This is a genomic window from Chitinibacter tainanensis DSM 15459, from assembly GCF_000429785.1.
GTDB classification, from domain to species: domain Bacteria; phylum Pseudomonadota; class Gammaproteobacteria; order Burkholderiales; family Chitinibacteraceae; genus Chitinibacter; species Chitinibacter tainanensis.
The window spans coordinates 239,466-256,619 of sequence record NZ_KE386953.1 but is presented as its reverse complement, the minus strand read 5'-3'; the positions used below and the strand labels follow the sequence as shown (position 1 = coordinate 256,619).

General features: G+C 60.8%; 7 protein-coding genes and 1 tRNA gene. 3 read left to right on the top strand and 5 right to left on the bottom strand.

Annotated elements, in window-relative coordinates; translation table 11 throughout:
- Positions 1-50: 50 nt before the first annotated feature.
- Genes recC through recD form a run of 3 tightly spaced genes read left to right on the top strand, consistent with a single transcriptional unit; the run spans position 51 to position 9,335 of the window.
- Positions 51-3,458: an exodeoxyribonuclease V subunit gamma gene (gene recC, locus G482_RS19160; protein ID WP_051259112.1), complete on the top strand. Its 3,408-nt coding sequence runs from the start codon at positions 51-53 to the stop codon at positions 3,456-3,458.
- Positions 3,455-7,411 carry an exodeoxyribonuclease V subunit beta gene (gene recB / locus G482_RS0115945; protein WP_028450864.1) on the top strand — a complete coding sequence of 1,319 codons (3,957 nt, stop codon included), beginning with the start codon at positions 3,455-3,457 and terminating at the stop codon, positions 7,409-7,411. Before recC ends, recB begins: the two co-directional genes overlap by 4 nt.
- Positions 7,404-9,335, top strand: coding sequence for an exodeoxyribonuclease V subunit alpha (gene recD / locus G482_RS19155; protein WP_051259111.1), 1,932 nt, complete (start codon positions 7,404-7,406; stop codon positions 9,333-9,335). The genes recB and recD overlap by 8 nt, the downstream gene beginning before the upstream one ends.
- A 3-nt stretch (positions 9,336-9,338) precedes the next feature.
- Here recD and G482_RS0115935 read toward each other — a convergent pair whose 3' ends face one another.
- From G482_RS0115935 to G482_RS0115910, 5 genes are all read right to left on the bottom strand, one after another.
- Positions 9,339-9,758: a VOC family protein gene (locus G482_RS0115935; RefSeq protein ID WP_028450863.1), complete on the bottom strand. Its 420-nt coding sequence runs from the start codon at positions 9,756-9,758 to the stop codon at positions 9,339-9,341.
- An 872-nt stretch (positions 9,759-10,630) separates the two neighbouring features.
- Positions 10,631-11,371: a PEP-CTERM sorting domain-containing protein gene (locus tag G482_RS0115925; protein WP_034619885.1), complete on the bottom strand. Its 741-nt coding sequence runs from the start codon at positions 11,369-11,371 to the stop codon at positions 10,631-10,633.
- 288 nt (positions 11,372-11,659) lie between these two features.
- Positions 11,660-15,559 (bottom strand): ATP-dependent RNA helicase HrpA, encoded by a 3,900-nt coding sequence (gene hrpA / locus G482_RS0115920; RefSeq protein ID WP_051259110.1) that lies wholly within the window; start codon positions 15,557-15,559, stop codon positions 11,660-11,662.
- Positions 15,560-15,615: 56 nt separating this feature from the next.
- Positions 15,616-16,869: a PAS domain-containing protein gene (locus G482_RS0115915; RefSeq protein ID WP_028450860.1), complete on the bottom strand. Its 1,254-nt coding sequence runs from the start codon at positions 16,867-16,869 to the stop codon at positions 15,616-15,618.
- A gap of 195 nt (positions 16,870-17,064) precedes the next feature.
- A tRNA-Asp gene (locus tag G482_RS0115910) sits at positions 17,065-17,141 on the bottom strand.
- Positions 17,142-17,154 lie beyond the last annotated feature (13 nt).

Below are 17,154 nucleotides of genomic sequence, written 5' to 3'. Positions count from 1 at the left end.
TCAGCCCCGAATCTGGGCTAAAATAGCCGGCTGAACGGCAAGGAAACCCCATGACTGCGCGTCTCAATCTATTTCAGTCCAACCGGCTGGAAAACCTGTTTGAACTGATGCTGGCCCTGATCGAGGTGCCGCTGACTGATCCGCTGGCCAATGAAAAAATCATCGTCTCCAGCAAGGGGATGGAACGCTGGCTGCGCTTTGCGCTGGCGCGGCGCACCGGTATTTGCGCCGGGGTGGATTTTGCCTTGCCGGCCGGTTTTGTCTGGCAACTCTTGCAGCAAGCCTTGCCGGGGCTACCGAAAGATTCGCCCTATGGCTCGGCGGCGCTAGCCTGGCGGCTGTTCGAGATTTTGCCTCGCTCGGCGGCGCGCACGCAAAGCCCGATCGTGGCGGCCTATTTGCAGGAAGGCGATGAGCGCCGGCGCATGGCGCTCGCCGGTAAGCTGGCCGATGTGTTTGATCAGTATCTGGTGTTTCGCCGCGACTGGATCGCCGAGTGGGAAGCCGGCCGGCTGGTGGGTAACTTGGGGCCCGATGAAGCCTGGCAGGCCGCCCTGTGGCGCGAGGCGCATCAGGCCATTCAGCAGGGCACGCTAGCGCAGGCTGGCTTGGGTGCGCCAGTGCCGCACCGGGCCGAGATGTTTGTGCAGCTTTTTGCCCGCTGGGCGCACGAGGCGCCGCAACATTTACCCGAACGGCTCACCGTGTTTGGCCTAGCGAGCATGCCGCCCGCTTATATCGATGTGCTGGGCGCGCTGGCCGAGCATATCGATGTGAATCTATTTTTGCTTAACCCTTGTCGCGAAGACTGGGGCGCGATTGTGAGCCCGCAAGCGCAGGCGCGGCAGCAATTGGCCCGGCCGCAAGAAAGCCTCTATCTGGATGTTGGCCATCCGCTGCTGGCCAGTATGGGCAAGGCCGGGCGTGATTTTTATCGCGCAGTGACCGAGGCTTTTCCGTGGACCATGGGCGGCGATGGGCCGCTGTTTCTTGATCCGGCGGCGGATCTGGCCAGCCCAAGTCTGCTGCAGCAATTGCAATCCGATATTCTCAATCTGCGGCAGCGCGGCGATGCGCCGGGCGCTGTGAGCCGCTATGTGGTGCCGGCGCAAGATCGCTCGCTAAGTTTTCATAGCTGCCACAGCCCGATGCGCGAAGTGGAAGTACTGCACGATCAGATTTGCCACTGGCTCGCGGCCGATCCAACGCTGCTGGCGGCCGATATTGCCGTGCTGCTGCCTGATCTAGGGCCGTATGCGCCGCTGATCGAGGCGGTGTTTGGTGGCGCGGCGGCGGCGGGTGCGCCGGCGCTGCCATTTAATATTGCTGATCTGACAACCGCGCAAGAATGCCCGGCGATCGCCGTGTTTTTGCAGCTCTTTAATCTGCCGGCCAGCCGCTGCACCGCCGATGAAGTCTTTGGCCTCTTGGAAAACCCGCAGCTGGCGGCGCGTTTTGGCATTAGCGCGGATGAACTGGCGACGCTGCAACACTGGATTAGTAGCGCCGGCATCCGCTGGGGGCTGGATGCAGCCCACCGTGCCGAAGTGCTGGCCGCGGCCCCGGGGCTGGCGGAGCTGGGCGCGGCCAATACCTGGCAAGCGGGGCTCGATAGCCTGATTTTGGGCGCGGCACTGCCGCAAGCGCAGGCGGGCGAGGCATTGCCGCTGTGGCAGGGGCTGGCGCCGTGGGATGATCTGGAAGGCTCGCAAGTGGTCTTGCTGGCCAAACTGCAAGCGGTGATCAGCGCACTGGCGAGCTGGCGCCAGCGGCTGCAGCCGGCGCGCACCTTGGCCGAGTGGAGTACGGAGGCGCTGCAACTACTGGAGGCGTTTTTCCTTTTCGACCCGCATCAGGATGCCGAGCGTCTGCTCTTGCAAGCCATCCGCAGCACGCTGGCGGCGCTGGCGGAAGAGGCCGCTTTGGCTGAGCTCAATACCAGCGTCTCGCGACTGGTGGTGCTCGATTGGTTGACCCATCGCTTTGATACCAGCAGCCGGGGCTCGGGCTTTGTTTCGCGCGGGGTGACGTTTTGTACCATGGTGCCGATGCGCGGGCTGCCGTTCCGGCGCATTGCCGTGCTGGGGTTGAATGAAAGCGATTTTCCGCGCAATCCGCCGCAGGCGGGCTTTGATCTTATCGCGCAAAACCCGCGGCTGGGCGATCGTTCGCGCCGGCTGGATGACCGCTATCTGTTTTTAGAAATCCTGCTCGCGGCGCGCGATGGCTTGTATTTATCGTGGGTGGGGCGCGGGGTGCGTGATAACGAGGCTTATCCGCCGTCGGTGCTGGTGGCCGATGTGCTGGATGTCGTCCGCCAAGGCTTTGCCGCTAGTAGCGATGACGATGGTAGCGCTTTGCTCGCGCAGATTTATACGGAGTATCCGCTGCAAGTCTTTAGCCCACAAAGCTTTCAGCCAGATACCCCGGTGCAGTCGTTTAATCCGCTGTGGGGTGATGCTGCGCGGCGGCTGCTACAAGGCCCGAGCGAGCTGGCAACGGGCACGGGTGATGCAGCCGTGGCGCCCGTGCTGGCCGGTGCCGACGAAATCCCGCCGCTACCCACCTTAACGCTGGGCCTGTTGGCCGAATGCCTAAGCAAGCCCGCCACCTTTTTCCTGCGCTACCGCGCGCAGCTGAATCTGGACGAAGCCGCCGGCGCGCTGCCGGAAGACGAGCCATTTGATCTGCGCGATTTTGCCGACCGGCTGGTGCGCGAGCGCACCTTGCAATACGGCCCGGCAGCGGCCGAGCTGTTGGCCGCGCAAGGGCAGGTGCCGCTGGGCACGCCCGGGCGCTTGCTGCTGGCGCGCGAAATCGAGGCCGCCGATGCCTTGCGCCAGGCGCTACCGAGCTATCGCGGCGCGGCGGATGAACAGGTGCTGAGCGAATGGCTGGCGCTCAGCCACGCGGGTCAGAGCTACCCGCTGGCCGTCACGCTGGATCGGCTGTATCCGGCCGGGCAGCTTATTGAGCGTAGCAAGGTTTTTCCGCGCGAGGTACTGCGCTTCTGGCTGCGGCATTTGGCGTATTGCGCGCTGGGCGGCACGGCGCCAACGCGGGTGCTGGCGCCGGAGGAAGTCTGGTGTTTTGCCCCGCTGAGTGCTGCCACGGCGCTGAGCGAGCTCAATACCGTGCTGGCCTTTGCGCTGGCGCATTGGCAACGCCCGCAGGCCTGGTTTAGCAAAACTGCGCTGCAGTGGCAGACGGCCGAGCCGGAGCGGCGTTGGGATGTCCTGAGCAAAAGCTGGTACGACAGCTTTGACAAGCAGGGCGAATATGCCGATCCGGCCATTCAATTGCTGTGGCCGGAAGATCCGCTGGCCGAGGAGAGCCCATGGCGGGATGAATTTGCCGACTGGAGCGAGCGACTATTGGTCCCGCTTTTCGCTCACCTGAGCCGCAGTAGTTTACGCGCCGATTTGGCCCGCCAGGCCGCCACGCCGGAGGCACTATGAAGCCGAATGAGCCTATCCACACGCAGCCAGATTTATTCGGGCCGGATTTATGCAGTAACGCCAACCCCACCGAGACTACCGCCATGCCTGAGCTGAGCGCTGCCGCTACTACTGCTGAAGCAGAGCCCACCCACCAGGCAGCTGCGCTGCCGCCAGTCCAACAGTCAGCCGCCTTGCAGCTGGCCCCACTGGCCGTGCATACCGTGCCGCTGGGCGGGCGCAATCTGATCGAGGCCTCGGCCGGCACTGGCAAGACTTTCAATATCACCGGCCTGTATGCGCGGCTGGTGCTGGGGGCGCATACCGACGCAGAAGAGTCTGGCGCCGCAACGCAGTTTGATCTCAGCCGCGCCTTGCTGCCCGAGCAGATTTTAGTGGTGACCTTTACCAAGGCTGCCACCGCCGAGCTGAAAGACCGCATCCGCACCCGGCTGGCGCAGCTGGCGCAAACGCTGCAAGACGAAAGCCCCGTGTTGCTCAATGGCGAGCCCGAGCCATTTTGCGCCACGCTGTGGGCGCAGATTGTGGCGCAGGGCGTGGCAGTGAAACCGCTGCTGGATCAGCTGCGGCTGGCGCTGGCTACGCTTGATCAGGCGGCGATATCAACCATTCACAGTTTTTGTCAGCGCCTGCTGACCGAGCAAGCGTTTGAGGCCGGCTTTGATTTTGATCGCGAGATGATTAGCGATGAATCAGAGGTATTGGCCCAGATCGCCCGAGATTTCTGGCGTAGCGAGGTATACCCCGCTGATCCCATCTGGGTGAATTATCTGGCGCAAGTGTCGGTGGGGCGGACAAAAGGCCTGGGGGTGGATGCGCTGGCGCGCATGGCGCACCGCTGGGCGGGGCTGGATGAAGCCCGGCTGGATCCATTGCCGGCTTGCCCCGAACTGGGGCAAGTGGCCGCGCGCTGGCAGCAGGCGGTCGCGGCTTGTGCGGGGCTGTGGGCACCAGAGCAGCTGGTGCCGGCGCTAACCATTTTGCACACGCAAGGGCTGCTCAAGAAAAACAAACTGGGTTTTCTGGCCGAAGCTGGCTGGACTGCGCGCATCGAGGCCTATTTTGCTGCGCCCAATGGGCCGCTGCCAGCTGAGCTGAAAGCTTTGGCCCAGACGGCCTTAAACGATGCGGTGCTGAAAAAACACCAAGACAGCGTGCCGCACGATGAGTTTTTTGCTGCGGTAGAGGCGCTGATTGATACCCGCACTACGCTGGAGCAAGATCTGGCGCTGTATCTGGCGCATTGGTTGCTGGGCTTTGGCCGCTATGTGCGCCGCGAGCTGGCGTTGCGCAAAGCCGCAGCGGGGCAAATGTCGTTTGATGACAGTCTGAATCTCTTGGCCAGCGCCTTGCAGGACGAGCGCCGCCGCGCGCATCTGGTGGCCAAGGTGCGGCAGAAATACCGCGCTGCGCTGGTGGATGAATTTCAAGATACCGATCCGACCCAGTTTTGCATCTTAGATACGCTGTTTGGCGCGCCGCGGGCGGCGGATACGGGCGAACAGGCCGGGATAGATGAGGTAGAAGCAGCGCGTAGCGCGCCGCCATTCTTTATGGTGGGCGATCCCAAGCAGGCGATTTACGCCTTTCGTGGCGCCGATGTGTATGCCTATCTGCAGGCGCGGCAAGCGGCGACAGGGCGCTATTCGATCGATACCAATTTTCGCTCGGATGCAGCGATTATCGCCTTTATCAACCGGCTTTTTGCGCCGGCTGATGCCTTTGTCGAAGCGCAAATTCAGCACCCGGAGATCAAGGCCAAGCACAGCGGGCCATCCAAATTACAGATCGCCGATCACCGGCAGGCGGTGCATGCCTTTGTGTATCCGGCGCCCAAGGCCGAAGCTGCGCGCCAGCTGATTGTGCAGGGGGTAACGCAGGAAATCGTGCAGCTCTTGCAGCGCGCGGCGGCCGGGCAGGCCACACTGGGCGAGCGGCCGCTGGCGCCGGGGGATATTGCGATTTTGGTCAGCAGCCACCGCGATGCCGAGCAGCTGCGTCGTGCCTTGTTGCGCGCCGGTGTGCCCTCGGTGACGCAGGTGCGCGAGAGCGTGTTTGCCGCGCCCGAGGCGCAGGGGCTGCTGGCCTTGCTGCTGGCGATTAATGAGCCGGCCAATCCGGCCTTGCTACGCCGCGCGCTGGTCAGCCCGGTGGTGGGCCTGAGTGTGGCTCAGCTGATTGCGCTGCAAGCGGATGAAGCGGCCTGGCTGGCGCAGATCGAGCAGCTGCAAACCCTGCGCGATGAATGGCGCAAAGCCGGGTTTATGGCGATGTTCCGCCGCTGGCTGGTGCACAGCGGCACGCCGGCGCGCTTGCTTGGTTTTGCCGATGGCGAGCGCCGGCTGACTAATTTGCTGCACGTGGCCGAGCTGATTCAGCATGAAGCCCGCGCGCGCCCCAGCCCGGCCCTGTTGCTGGCCTGGCTGGATCGGCAGATTGCCGAGCCGGATGGGCAGGCGGAAAACCAGCAAATGCGGCTGGAAAGCGATGCCGAGCGGGTGAAGATTGTGACCATTCATGCCTCCAAAGGGCTGGAATACCCGGTGGTGTTTTGCCCTTTGCTGTGGCGCGGGCCGGCCGAGCTCAGCCGCGATGGCCAGCTGTTGCAATATCACACCGGCAGCGGCGAAGCGCGCACCCTCTTGCACGGCAGCCCCGAAGCGCGGCAGGCCGCGGCCGAGCAAGCGCGGCTGGAAGGCTATGCCGAGCAGTTGCGGCTCTTGTATGTGGCGCTGACTCGCGCCAAGCATCGGCTGTATCTGGCCTACCCAAACTTTACCGAAAAACTGCACACTGCCTCCAAGCCTGCGCTGAATAACGCGGCGTTGGCGCAGGTGCTGCGGGTAGAGGGCGCCACGCTGCACAGCAAAATCGGCGAGTGGAGCGCCAGCGAGCTGGCCGGCGCGCTGCAGGCTTTGGGGCCGGTGAGTATCAGCGATCTGAGCGAACTGCCGCTGCAGGCTCGCTATCAGCCGCCGGCGGTGCAGCAGCCCACGCTGGCGGTGGCGCAGCTGCCGCCGCGCCCGTGGGCCGCGCCGTGGCGGCTGGTGAGTTTCTCTTCGCTCTCGCGCGGGGTGGCGCGGCATGGCAGCAGCGAGCAGGCCGAACACGCCGCCGATCATGATCGTGATGTCTTGCCCACGCTGAGCAGCGAGCGGCTCGGGCCGCTGCGCTTTCGCTTTACCCGTGGCGCTGATGCCGGCACGGCGCTGCACGGCATGTTTGAACACTGGGATTTTACCCAGCCTGAGCGGCAGCAATGGTGGCCAGTGATCGCGCAGCAATTGCAGCAGGCTGGCTTGCTACCATCGGCAGAGGCCAGCAGCCCTGCAGATGTACCCGAGGAGGGTATGCTCTCCGATCTCGCAGATTGGCTGGGTGAAGTACTAGACACCCCAATAGGGGTCGGCGAAGAGCCGCGCTTTACGCTGGCCAGCCTGAGCCGGCGACAGCGGCTGAACGAATGGCCATTTTTGCTGCATTGCCCCACGCTGGATCTGCGGCGCTTTTGCGCCGTGCTGGCCGAGCCGCAATATGGCGTGCCAGCGGCGTTTATTGCCGCCAGCCAGCGGCTAAAGCCCGAGCAGATCGAGGCGTATTTAAATGGCGTGATCGACTTGGTGGCCGTCCATGCGGGGCGCTATTACATCGTCGATTACAAATCCAACCATCTGGGTGCTAGCTGGGATGACTATCAGCCCGCACGGCTGACCGAGGCGATGGCCGATGCGCATTACTATCTGCAATACCTGCTCTATGTGGTGGCCTGGCATCGCTATTTGCGCCAACGCTTGGGCGCGGCGTATGACTATCAGCGTGATTTTGGTGGCGTGATGTATTTATTTATTCGGGGTATGCACCCAGAAGCTAAAGAATCTGGAATCTGGCAGCATAAACCCCCGGTGGGTTTAATTGAGGCGCTGGATGCCGTACTGGGAGCGCAACATGATTAAGCCACCGCAAACCGAATTGACTGCCCCGGCCGAGTTAGCGCCAACTGAGCTTGCCGTGGCCGAGCCAGCCCGCCCCGCATCTGTGGGCGCTGGCAATGCTGACAGCGGCAGTGCCTATGGTCAGGCGCTGGTGGCGCTGTTGCGCAAAACCTGCCCCAGCGCGCCGCCTGATTTACTGGGCTTGGCGCTGCAGGCCGCCAGCGCCAGCGAGCGCGGTGATGTCTGCGTCAACATTCCGCCCGGCAGTGATCTGGCCGCCTGGCGCGCCAGCGGTGCGGTGGGAGCGCCGGGTGAATTTTGCCCGCTGATTGCCGAAGCGGGCCGGCTGTATCTGGCGCGCTATCATGCCTACGAAGCCGAGCTGGCGGCGCGGCTGACCGCGCTGTGCGCGCGCGAACTCGCCCCGCCCGCAGGGCTGGCCGTACAACTCACCCAGCTCTTTGGCCCAGCTGGCAAAGAGCTGGATTGGCAGCGCGTGGCCGCCACGGCGGCGCAATGCAAGGCGCTGATGGTGATCAGTGGTGGGCCGGGTACCGGCAAAACCACCACCTTGGTCAAACTACTGGCGCTGTTTCAAGCCGGCGCGCTGCAAACCGCGGGCACGCCGCTGAATATCCGGCTGGCGGCGCCCACCGGCAAGGCGGCCAACCGCATGCAGGAAGCCATTCGCAATGCCCGCAGCCAGCTGACTGATCAGCTCGCGCCCGAGGTGCTGGCCGCGCTGCCCACCGAGGCCAGCACGCTGCATCGGCTGTTGGGTAGCCGGCCTGATTCGGTGCGCTTTGTGCATCATGCCGGCCACCCGCTGGCGCTGGATGTGCTGGTGGTGGATGAAGCCTCGATGGTCGATCTGGCGCTGATGAGTAAACTCCTGGCCGCCTTGCCCAGCCATGCGCGGCTGGTGCTGTTGGGGGATAAAGACCAGCTCGCCTCGGTGGAGGCGGGCGCGGTGCTGGGCGATTTGTGCAGCGATGTCGGGCTATCACCCGCGTTTGCCGCGCAGCTCAGTGCACTCACCGGCCAGCCGGTGCAGCCCGAGTTTTCGCCCAGCCAGCTTGGCGATCATGTGATTACCTTGGTGAAAAGTTATCGCTTTTCCGGCCAGATTGGCCAGCTGGCTCGCGCGATTAATCAGGAACAAATCCGCGCGGTGTTTGAATTATTACAGCCCAACGCCATGAGCCCGGCCGCGCTGCCAGCCAGCCTGAGTGCGGCACCGCCGCCTGAGCTCGCCTGGCTGGCGGCCGATCCGGCCAGCAGCGGCCTGCCCGAATTGCTGGCCCCGCTGTGGGCGGCGTATCAGCCCTATCTTGCCGCCGTGGCCGACTATGCCAGCGTGCAGACTACCGCCGCCTTGGCCGGCGCGCAATTGCCCAGCGCGGCGCCGGTATTTGCCGCCTTTGACGCCTTTCGGGTTTTAAGCCCGCTGCGCCGTGGCGCGGCCAGCGTCGAGCAGGTGAATGCCTTGCTGGAGCAGCAGCTCGCCCGCCGTGGCCACAAGCTGCCTGAGCAGCAATGGTATGCCGGCCGGCCCGTGCTGATCCCGCAAAATCTGTACGAGCTGGGCTTATTTAATGGCGATATTGGCCTCACACTGCCCGATGCCAGCGGCAAGCTGTGGGTGCATTTTTTGCAGGCCGATGGCAGCACCCGCTGCGTGTCACCGGCGCGGCTGGCCAATGTGGAAACCGCCTTTGCCATGACGGTACACAAATCGCAGGGCTCGGAATTTGCCCATGTGCTCTTGCTGCTGCCCGCCGGCGAAGCGGGCGCCGGGCAGCTCTTAAGCCGGGAGTTGGTCTACACCGCCATCACCCGCGCCAAAACCCGCGTTACGCTGTGGGGCGACGAGCGCAGCGTGCGCCAGGCGGTGGCGCGCAAGGTGGAGCGCCAGTCGGGGCTGGCGCAGCGCTTGTTGCGCTAAGGGCTACACCACGAGGTGGTCATCGGCATCAAAGACCCAGCCCGCCTCGTAGCACACCTCAAAGAGATGGCCATCCAGATCGCGAAAATAGCCCGCTACTCCCCAAGCCGTGGTGGTGGCAGGCTTCACGATCTCGGCCCCGCACGCGGCCGCCGCCGCGAGCACGGTGCTGACTTCGGCGGCCGAATGCGCAATATAAACGAGGGCAAAGCCGGCAAATCCGCTGTGGCTTTGCACCGGCGCTAGGCAATCTTTTGCCAGCTCTGCCCGATCGAGCAAACCCAACACCACGCCACCCAGATCAATTTTTACAAAGCCCGCATGGCTCGTTGGCGCTTGGGGCCAGCCCAGCGCTGCGTAAAATGCGCTGGCGCGCGCCAGATCATTTACACCGAGCAAAATCAGGTTGAGGCGAGGGCGCATGATGGTTCCGTGGGTTGAAAGTAGAGCGATTGTTGATGCGGGGGCGATGGCGCGTCAAGGTGGATTGTATTCCCTGCAGGAGCAGGTTGAGCATGGCCTGCTACGCAGGCGGTAAACCGGCGGTTTCGCCCGCCAAACGAGCAAGGCGTGACGGAGCTTGGCGCTTTAGCGCCTTAGCGAAGGCCGTGGCCTTAGGCCAGTCGGTCTTGCTCCGTCCCTTGCAATCCTCGCGTGCCCGATCGCCGCGAAACCCCGTCCGTCCAGCGCTTGGCAAGGCGATGCGGGAACTCGCGTTGCGCTAGCGTTGCAACGCTCAAACAGCCGCATCTTAAAATGGCCCAAGGCCACAGTCTCCGCTAAGGCGGCAAAGCCGCCAAGCTACGCCATGCCTTGCCAACCGCCTCCCGAACGGCGCGGCTCCACGGGCGACTCGTACTAACCACGGCAGGGGTATATTCACCAAACCAAAGCCCGAAAATGCCTTTAGCACAATACTACTGCCAGTATTTACCGCGCAGCTGAAGTTGGGGTGGTTTCTCCCCTTCAGCGGCGCCGAGCGAGGAACAGGCGGGGCGGGGTTTCGGCGAGCACTGTTCGAAGGCCGTAGGCCAAGTCGCGCAGCCACCGCCTCGACTGTCCGCAGCGAGGGCACGGGCGCAGCCCGCGCTGCTGCGGGGGCGCCTTCTCTTGCTTACTTCTCTTGGCGAAGCAAAAGAAGTAAGTGCCGCGGCGCATAGCCGTCAATCCGTGATTGATTAATTGCAGCAGGCAAAAAAAACCGCCATGGATGGCGGTCTTGAGTTTGATCTGTGCAGCGAAATCCTTTCTGTGATTACGCTGCACAGCATTTGGTGGCTTTTAAACGGAGTAGATTATTTTGCCAATTTACGACGGCGCGCTGCCAGCAAACCGATCAGACCCATGCCCATCAAAGCGTAGGTTTCTGGCTCTGGCACTGGCGCAACCTGCGTGGTCACGCCAAAGCTATTGAGGCTGGCTGATGCAAAGCTATTACCAAGCGCATTGCTGGTACTTACACCGGCATAGCTATAAAAACCAAGCTCAACTTTGCCTGTTGTCGCTTGATAGAAGCTGCCTTGATACGGATTGTTTTGCAGTACTGGCAGTGGCGTGAGCTTATTCTTCTCGCCAGATGCATAAGAAGATGTACCGAGCCTAGCCAATGCTTGCTGGTTAGTGTTCAAATCAACACCCCAAACGTCAGATAGCTTAGTAGAGCTAATGCTAGAGCTTGTACCTTTGACTGCACCGTCGACGGTGGCATCGAGCATGGTAGCAAAGCCAGTAATGGCCTTGCCAGATTTGGCCTGAACGTAAACACCATTGTCGCTCATCCAATGATGGCCATCGAAATAGGCAGAGGCATGACTACTTTTTCCATAGCCGGTTTGCGCCGAAATTGCACCACCTTCGCGGTTGCTAAACGTCAGGGTATTGCCGCTCACGCTGGCTGTTAGCCCTTCATACCATGCAAATGTGTCATCGATGGTATAGATCACATCGGTGCCGGTAAAAGTTTGAATCGCTGCTTGGGCAGGTGAGAGCGCGGCCGCCAGAAGTAGGGCAGCGATGCTTTTCAAAGCTGAGTTCATATGTTTCATCCTGCGGTTAATATGCCGAATATTGGTATATGCAAAGTGTTATGCGAATGAATTATATGGTCGGTTTGCAGTATTGAATAGAATAGATCATGAATTATTTATTTAAGCCGATAAGCGTTATTTATTAAATAATTAATTGCTAATAGATGGTTGATTTGATTTCTCTGCTGTAAATTCCACACCGTGCGGCGTAGTTGCCATTGGCACTACGCCGCATCAGCAAACCTGCTTTTAGTGTATTGCCGCCTCGCGGCAATACATCCTAGAGAATATCAACCATCACCGCTTTGTCATCTCCGCCCAAACCTTATCCAGCCGCTTCACCGACACCGGATACGGTGTGCGCAGCTCTTGCGCGAAAAGACTAATCCGCAGCTCTTCGATCATCCAGCGAAATGGCAGTAAGGGGAGGGTATCTCGCCCTTCGCGTTGCCACTTCTCGATCTCCGTCGTATACCGCTGCATTAGCTCGTTGATCTCCGCCCCGCGCTGGCCATCGCGGCTCGGGTTTTGTACGCGTTTTTCGAGGCGGATTTTCATGGCTTTCAGATACAGCGGCAGGCGCGGTAGCTGCTCCCACGGGGTGTGGGCGAGAAAGCCGGGGTAGACGAGGCTAGCCAGCTGCGCTTTCAGTTCGGTTTGCAGGGCGCCGGCTTTGGGTAGCAGGCCGTTGATGGCGGTGTATTCGGGCGCAAGCTCGGTAAGGGTGCGCAGCACGGCATCGCGCACCGAGGGCAGGCGCACTTTGGCGCGGCTCTTTTGCTCGTCGAAGTCTTTCTTTTTACGCGGGGCTTCGTCTTCGCCCAGAAAGGCGCGCTGGCAGATGCATTCGACTACATCGGCCAAGAGCTGATCGCTATTGCCCAGCGCACGGTACTGAATCGCCAGCTGATTGAAATTAGGCAGGGCTTTGGGCAGTTGTTTAACGTGCTCTTTGAGCTCGAATTGCAGCAGCTTCACTACGCCGGCGCGGTGCGCCTCAAGCGCGGCATGTTCGGTATCAAACAGCCGAATCGCCACGCATTCTTTGCCGGCTTCGTCACTATCGGGAATGAGGCCCGGATAGCCGATCATGCCTTTGCCGTGGCGTTTGAAATTGAGCTTGGCCGGCAGATCGCCAAAATCCCATTTGCTAAGGCCGGTTTTTTCGATGCCGGTGCTCTCATCGGCCGTATCGCGGAAGGTGAGCTGGGCGGCTTCGCCCAGCTGGGCACGAATGGCGATCAGATCGCGGCCTTGTGCCAGCTCCTGGCCGGCATCATCCACAATGCGGAAATTCATTTGCAGATGCAGCGGCAAATCTTTGCTGCTGATGTCGTCGACGCTCACCGGCTGGCCGCAGCCACGGGTGATGGCTTGCGCCAGCTGAGGCAGCAAGGGCGCTTCACGGTCGGCACGCTCCAGCTCAACCAGCATGCGGGTGGCAAACTCGGGCACCGGCACACACAGGCGGCGAATCGGCTTGGGCAGCGATTTCACCAGCAGGGTGATTTTTTCGCGGATCAGGCCGGGCACTAGCCAATCAAAGGTGGCGTGATTGACCCGATTGAGCAGATGCAGGGGGAGGGTAATGGTCACACCATCAAGCGCATGGCCGGGCTCGAACCGATACCCCAGCGGTAGCTTGGCATCGTGCAGGCGGAAAAAGGCCGGATATTGCTCTTCGGTGACCGCGGCCGCGCTGTGCTGCATCAGATCATCGCGGGTGAGAAATAAGAGCTGCGGGGCGACTTTTTCGGCTTCTTTGCGCCAGGCTTCAAAGCTGGCGCCATTGATAATCTCGGCCGGTAGCTTGGCATCAAAGAAGGCAAACAGCGCGTGCTCATCCACCAGTACATCCTGACGGCGGGCTTTGTGTTCCAGCTCTTCCACATCCAGCAATAGGGCCAGATTGTGCTCGAAGAATTTGGCGCGGGTTTGGAAATTGAAATTCACCAGTGCTTCGCGGATAAAAATCTCGCGCGCTTCCACCGGATTGATCGGGCCGTAATGCACCTTGCGCCGTGCCACAATCGGCAGGCCATACAAAGTAACCCGCTCGGAGGCGCTGACCTGCGCTTGTTCCTTGCTCCAGTGCGGATCGAAATATTGCTTTTTCACCAGATGCGGGGCGAGCTTTTCTACCCATTCTGGCTCAATGGCGGCCACGCAGCGCGCATACAGCTTGCTGGTCTCCACAAGCTCGGCCGCCACGATCCATTTCGGGCGGGCTTTTTTCAGATTCGAGCCGGGGAAGACCGTGAATTTAATCCCGCGCGCGCCCAGATATTCGTCGTTTTCCGGCTGCTTAAAGCCTAGATTGCCCAAGAGACCGGTGATCAGCGCCTTGTGGATTTGCTCGAAAGTGCCGGGCTTGTCGTTCAGGCGCAATTCGCTGGCCATCTCGGACAGCTGTTTGTGCAGCTCGCGCCATTCGCGCAGGCGCAGGTAGGAGAGGAAATTGCGATGGCAATCCTGCACCAGTTGGCGGTTGGAGGTTTTGTCGGCTAAGAGCTTTTCGAAGTAATCCCACAGTCGCAGATAGGAGAGGAAATCGGATTTTTCCTCTACAAATTTGGCATGGGCCTGATCGGCAGCCTGGCGGGCATCGAACGGGCGCTCGCGCGGGTCTTGCACCGATAGCCCTGAGGCGATGATCAGCATTTCGCGCAGACAGCCTTCCTCTTGCCCGGCCAGTAACATGCGGCCCACGCGCGGATCAACCGGTAGGCGCGCCAGTTGTTGGCCAATCGGGGTGAGCCGATCTTGCTCATCCACGGCATTGAGCTCGCGCAGCTGCTGATAGCCATCGGCAATCAGCTTGCCCGATGGCGCTTCGATAAACGGAAACTCATCCACCCGGCCCAGGCGCAAGGCGGCCATGCGCAAAATCACGCCGGCAAGGCTAGAGCGCACGATTTCGGGGTCGGTAAACGCCGGGCGGGCGTTGAAATCGTCTTCCGAATACAGGCGTACACAAATCCCGCTGGCCACCCGGCCGCAACGCCCGGCGCGCTGGCGGGCCGAGGCTTGCGAGATTTTTTCGATTAAGAGTTGCTCGACTTTCGCCCGCGGGCTGTAGCGGTTGATGCGCGCCTGACCGCTGTCGATGACATAACGTATGCCCGGCACGGTGAGCGAGGTTTCGGCCACATTGGTGGCCAGCACAATCCGCCGGCCCGATTGGCCGGGGCGGAAGATGCGTTGCTGTTCTTCATTTGAAAGCCGGGCAAACAGCGGCAAAATCTCGGCGCCCATCAGTTTGGCTTTGCGCAGCTCTTCGGCGGTTTCGCGAATTTCACGCTCGCCGGGCAGAAACACCAGTACATCGCCGCTGCCATCGCGGCGCCACAGGTTTTCCACCGCGTGCACCACGGCTTCTTCCATTTCCAGCTCTTGATCGTCTTCATCCGTGCTGGCAAGCGGCTGATAGCGCACTTCCACTGGATAAGTGCGGCCTGAGACTTCCAGCACCGGTGCGCCATTAAAGTGGCGGCTAAAGCGGTCGGCATCAATCGTGGCCGAGGTGACGATTACTTTCAGATCGGGCCGTTTGGGCAGGATTTGCTTGAGGTAGCCCAGCAAGAAATCAATATTCAGGCTGCGCTCGTGCGCCTCGTCGATGATGATGGTGTCGTATTGGCTCAAGAAACGATCAGACAGCGATTCGGCCAGCAAAATACCGTCGGTCATCAGCTTGATGTAGCTGGCGCTTGAGCTTTTATCGGTAAAGCGCACCTTGTAGCCAACATGCTGACCGAGCTCGGATTTTAATTCTTGCGCAATTCGCGCTGCGACCGAGCGCGCCGCCAGCCGGCGGGGCTGGGTGTGGCCGATCAGGCCATGAACACCACGGCCCAGCTCGAGACAGATTTTCGGCAGCTGAGTGGTTTTACCCGAGCCGGTTTCACCACACACGATGACGACCTGGTGCTGCGCGATGGCAGCTTTGAGCTCGTCGCGGCGCTGATTAACCGGTAGGAAATCGTCGTAGTCAGGGCTGGGGAGTTTTTCTCGGCGCAGCGCTGATTTGGCCAGCGATTTATCCAGGCCTTGGCGCAGTTGCTGGTGCAGCTGATCGGTGGGTTGCTGGCGTTTTTCCCGCTCGGCAATCTGGCTAATCAGCCGGCCAAGGGCGTAGCGATCGCTACTTTGGGTATCAAGCAGTTGGGTGCGCAGTTCGCGAAGGGAAGAACTCATTGCCGCAGTCGTTTTTTAAGAGCAAACAAAGCGGCAATTTTAGCACGGCTGGGGGCTTAGTCCTGCCGGGTGAGTAAGTGACCGAGTGGCGCCGGCAATTGGCCGATGCGCCAGTGGGTGTTCTGGCCCAAACCATCGCAGAGCAAGAGGCCATCCGCCGGCAAAGTCTCATGTAGACAAGTGGTGCAGCCGAGCTCAGGCAAGGTTTTGCCAATCAGCTCATCCGGGCTAAAGCCCAGCGCCTGGCAGGCGGCGTGATTGGCAAATTGGATTTGCTCTTGTTGCACCAACAGCATCGGGTGCGGCAGGGTATTGGCCATGGCCCGAATCAGAATGCCGCTTTCGGTTTGCGCGAGCTCATTTTCTTTTTGGGCGGTGATGTCGATGGCGATGGTAAGGATATAGGTAGCGCCTTCGCGGGCAATGGCGAGTTTGGTCATATCAAACCAATGCCGGCGCCCGCTAGCCAACACGCAGCTGTCTTCGATGCGGATCACTTCACCGCTGGCTAAAACTTGCTCGTCACCCGCGCTCAGTATGGGGGTATCGTCGTGCAGCCCAAGGTGGGAGTGCACAATCTGGTCATGCCCCAGGAGGGTTTGTGTAGTTTGGTTCACCAAGAGGAAGCGGCCATGCTGATCGCGAATAAAGACCAGATTGGGGCTGGCGTCGATAATCTGCTGGGTGAATAGCTGCTGCTTGAAGAGCGCGGCTTCGGTGGCCTTGATATGTGACACGTCACGGATGATCACCACGCAATCGCGCTCGCTCAGTGGGGTTAGACGCGCTTCGAAGGTGTGCTGCTCATGTTCGGCGCCCAAGGTGTATTCAAAGCGGGCTTGACGCTGGGTGTTTTGCAGCTCGATCAGAGTTTCCAGAAATTGCCGGGCTACCCGGGCCGGGAAAATGCTGCTGAGCTTGGCAAACTGGCTGCCGCTGGGGTGAAAGGGCAAATCATGTTGATTGTGTGAGCTAACCCGCCGGCTGGCGTAATCGATCGTCCAGAGTAAATCGGGCACTCCGGCCAGCACATCATGGGCCTCGGCGGGCGGCACGATGGTGGTGTTAGTTTCGGTATAGGTATTAGTTTGTTTTGGCTTTGATACCACTGCCGGCCACAGCACGAGGCCAACCGTGGCGCCAAGCATAAATAGAATCAGGGTGTTGATCCAACCTTCGCCGTGGGCGGCATTAAAGCTAAATAGCCCTAAAATCAATAGGCACAGGGTAATCGCATAGCCATGAGCGAGGGGGACTTGATAGCCCAGGCAGGTGAAGGTGGCGATTTTTTGCTCTGTGTCTTGTGCCATAGTCGGATCGGCCAGCCCAAGGTGGTGTTATCTGGCTGCTAAGTGTACAGGCAAACCCTGAGCGGTGCGATAGCGGCTCGGTTCGCGGGTTATGGCTACAACACCTGCGCGATGAATGGTAGAAATACACGCAGCAAATGGTGGCGTAATGTGGACAGTACTGACGAAGAGAAAGCAAGGGGAGGTGCAAGGATTTGGCGGAGTGGACGGGGCTCGAACCCGCGACCCCCGGCGTGACAGGCCGGTATTCTAACCAACTGAACTACCACTCCGCAGTGGTATGGG

Excerpts from the sequence above, each read along its gene's own strand:
- recC (WP_051259112.1), top strand. The coding sequence starts at position 51 with ATGACTGCGCGTCTCAATCTATTTCAGTCCAACCGGCTGGAAAACCTG.
- recB (WP_028450864.1), top strand. The coding sequence starts at position 3,455 with ATGAAGCCGAATGAGCCTATCCACACGCAGCCAGATTTATTCGGGCCG.
- recD (WP_051259111.1), top strand. The coding sequence starts at position 7,404 with ATGATTAAGCCACCGCAAACCGAATTGACTGCCCCGGCCGAGTTAGCG.
- G482_RS0115935 (WP_028450863.1), bottom strand. The coding sequence starts at position 9,758 with ATGCGCCCTCGCCTCAACCTGATTTTGCTCGGTGTAAATGATCTGGCG.
- G482_RS0115925 (WP_034619885.1), bottom strand. The coding sequence starts at position 11,371 with ATGAACTCAGCTTTGAAAAGCATCGCTGCCCTACTTCTGGCGGCCGCG.
- hrpA (WP_051259110.1), bottom strand. The coding sequence starts at position 15,559 with ATGAGTTCTTCCCTTCGCGAACTGCGCACCCAACTGCTTGATACCCAA.
- G482_RS0115915 (WP_028450860.1), bottom strand. The coding sequence starts at position 16,869 with ATGGCACAAGACACAGAGCAAAAAATCGCCACCTTCACCTGCCTGGGC.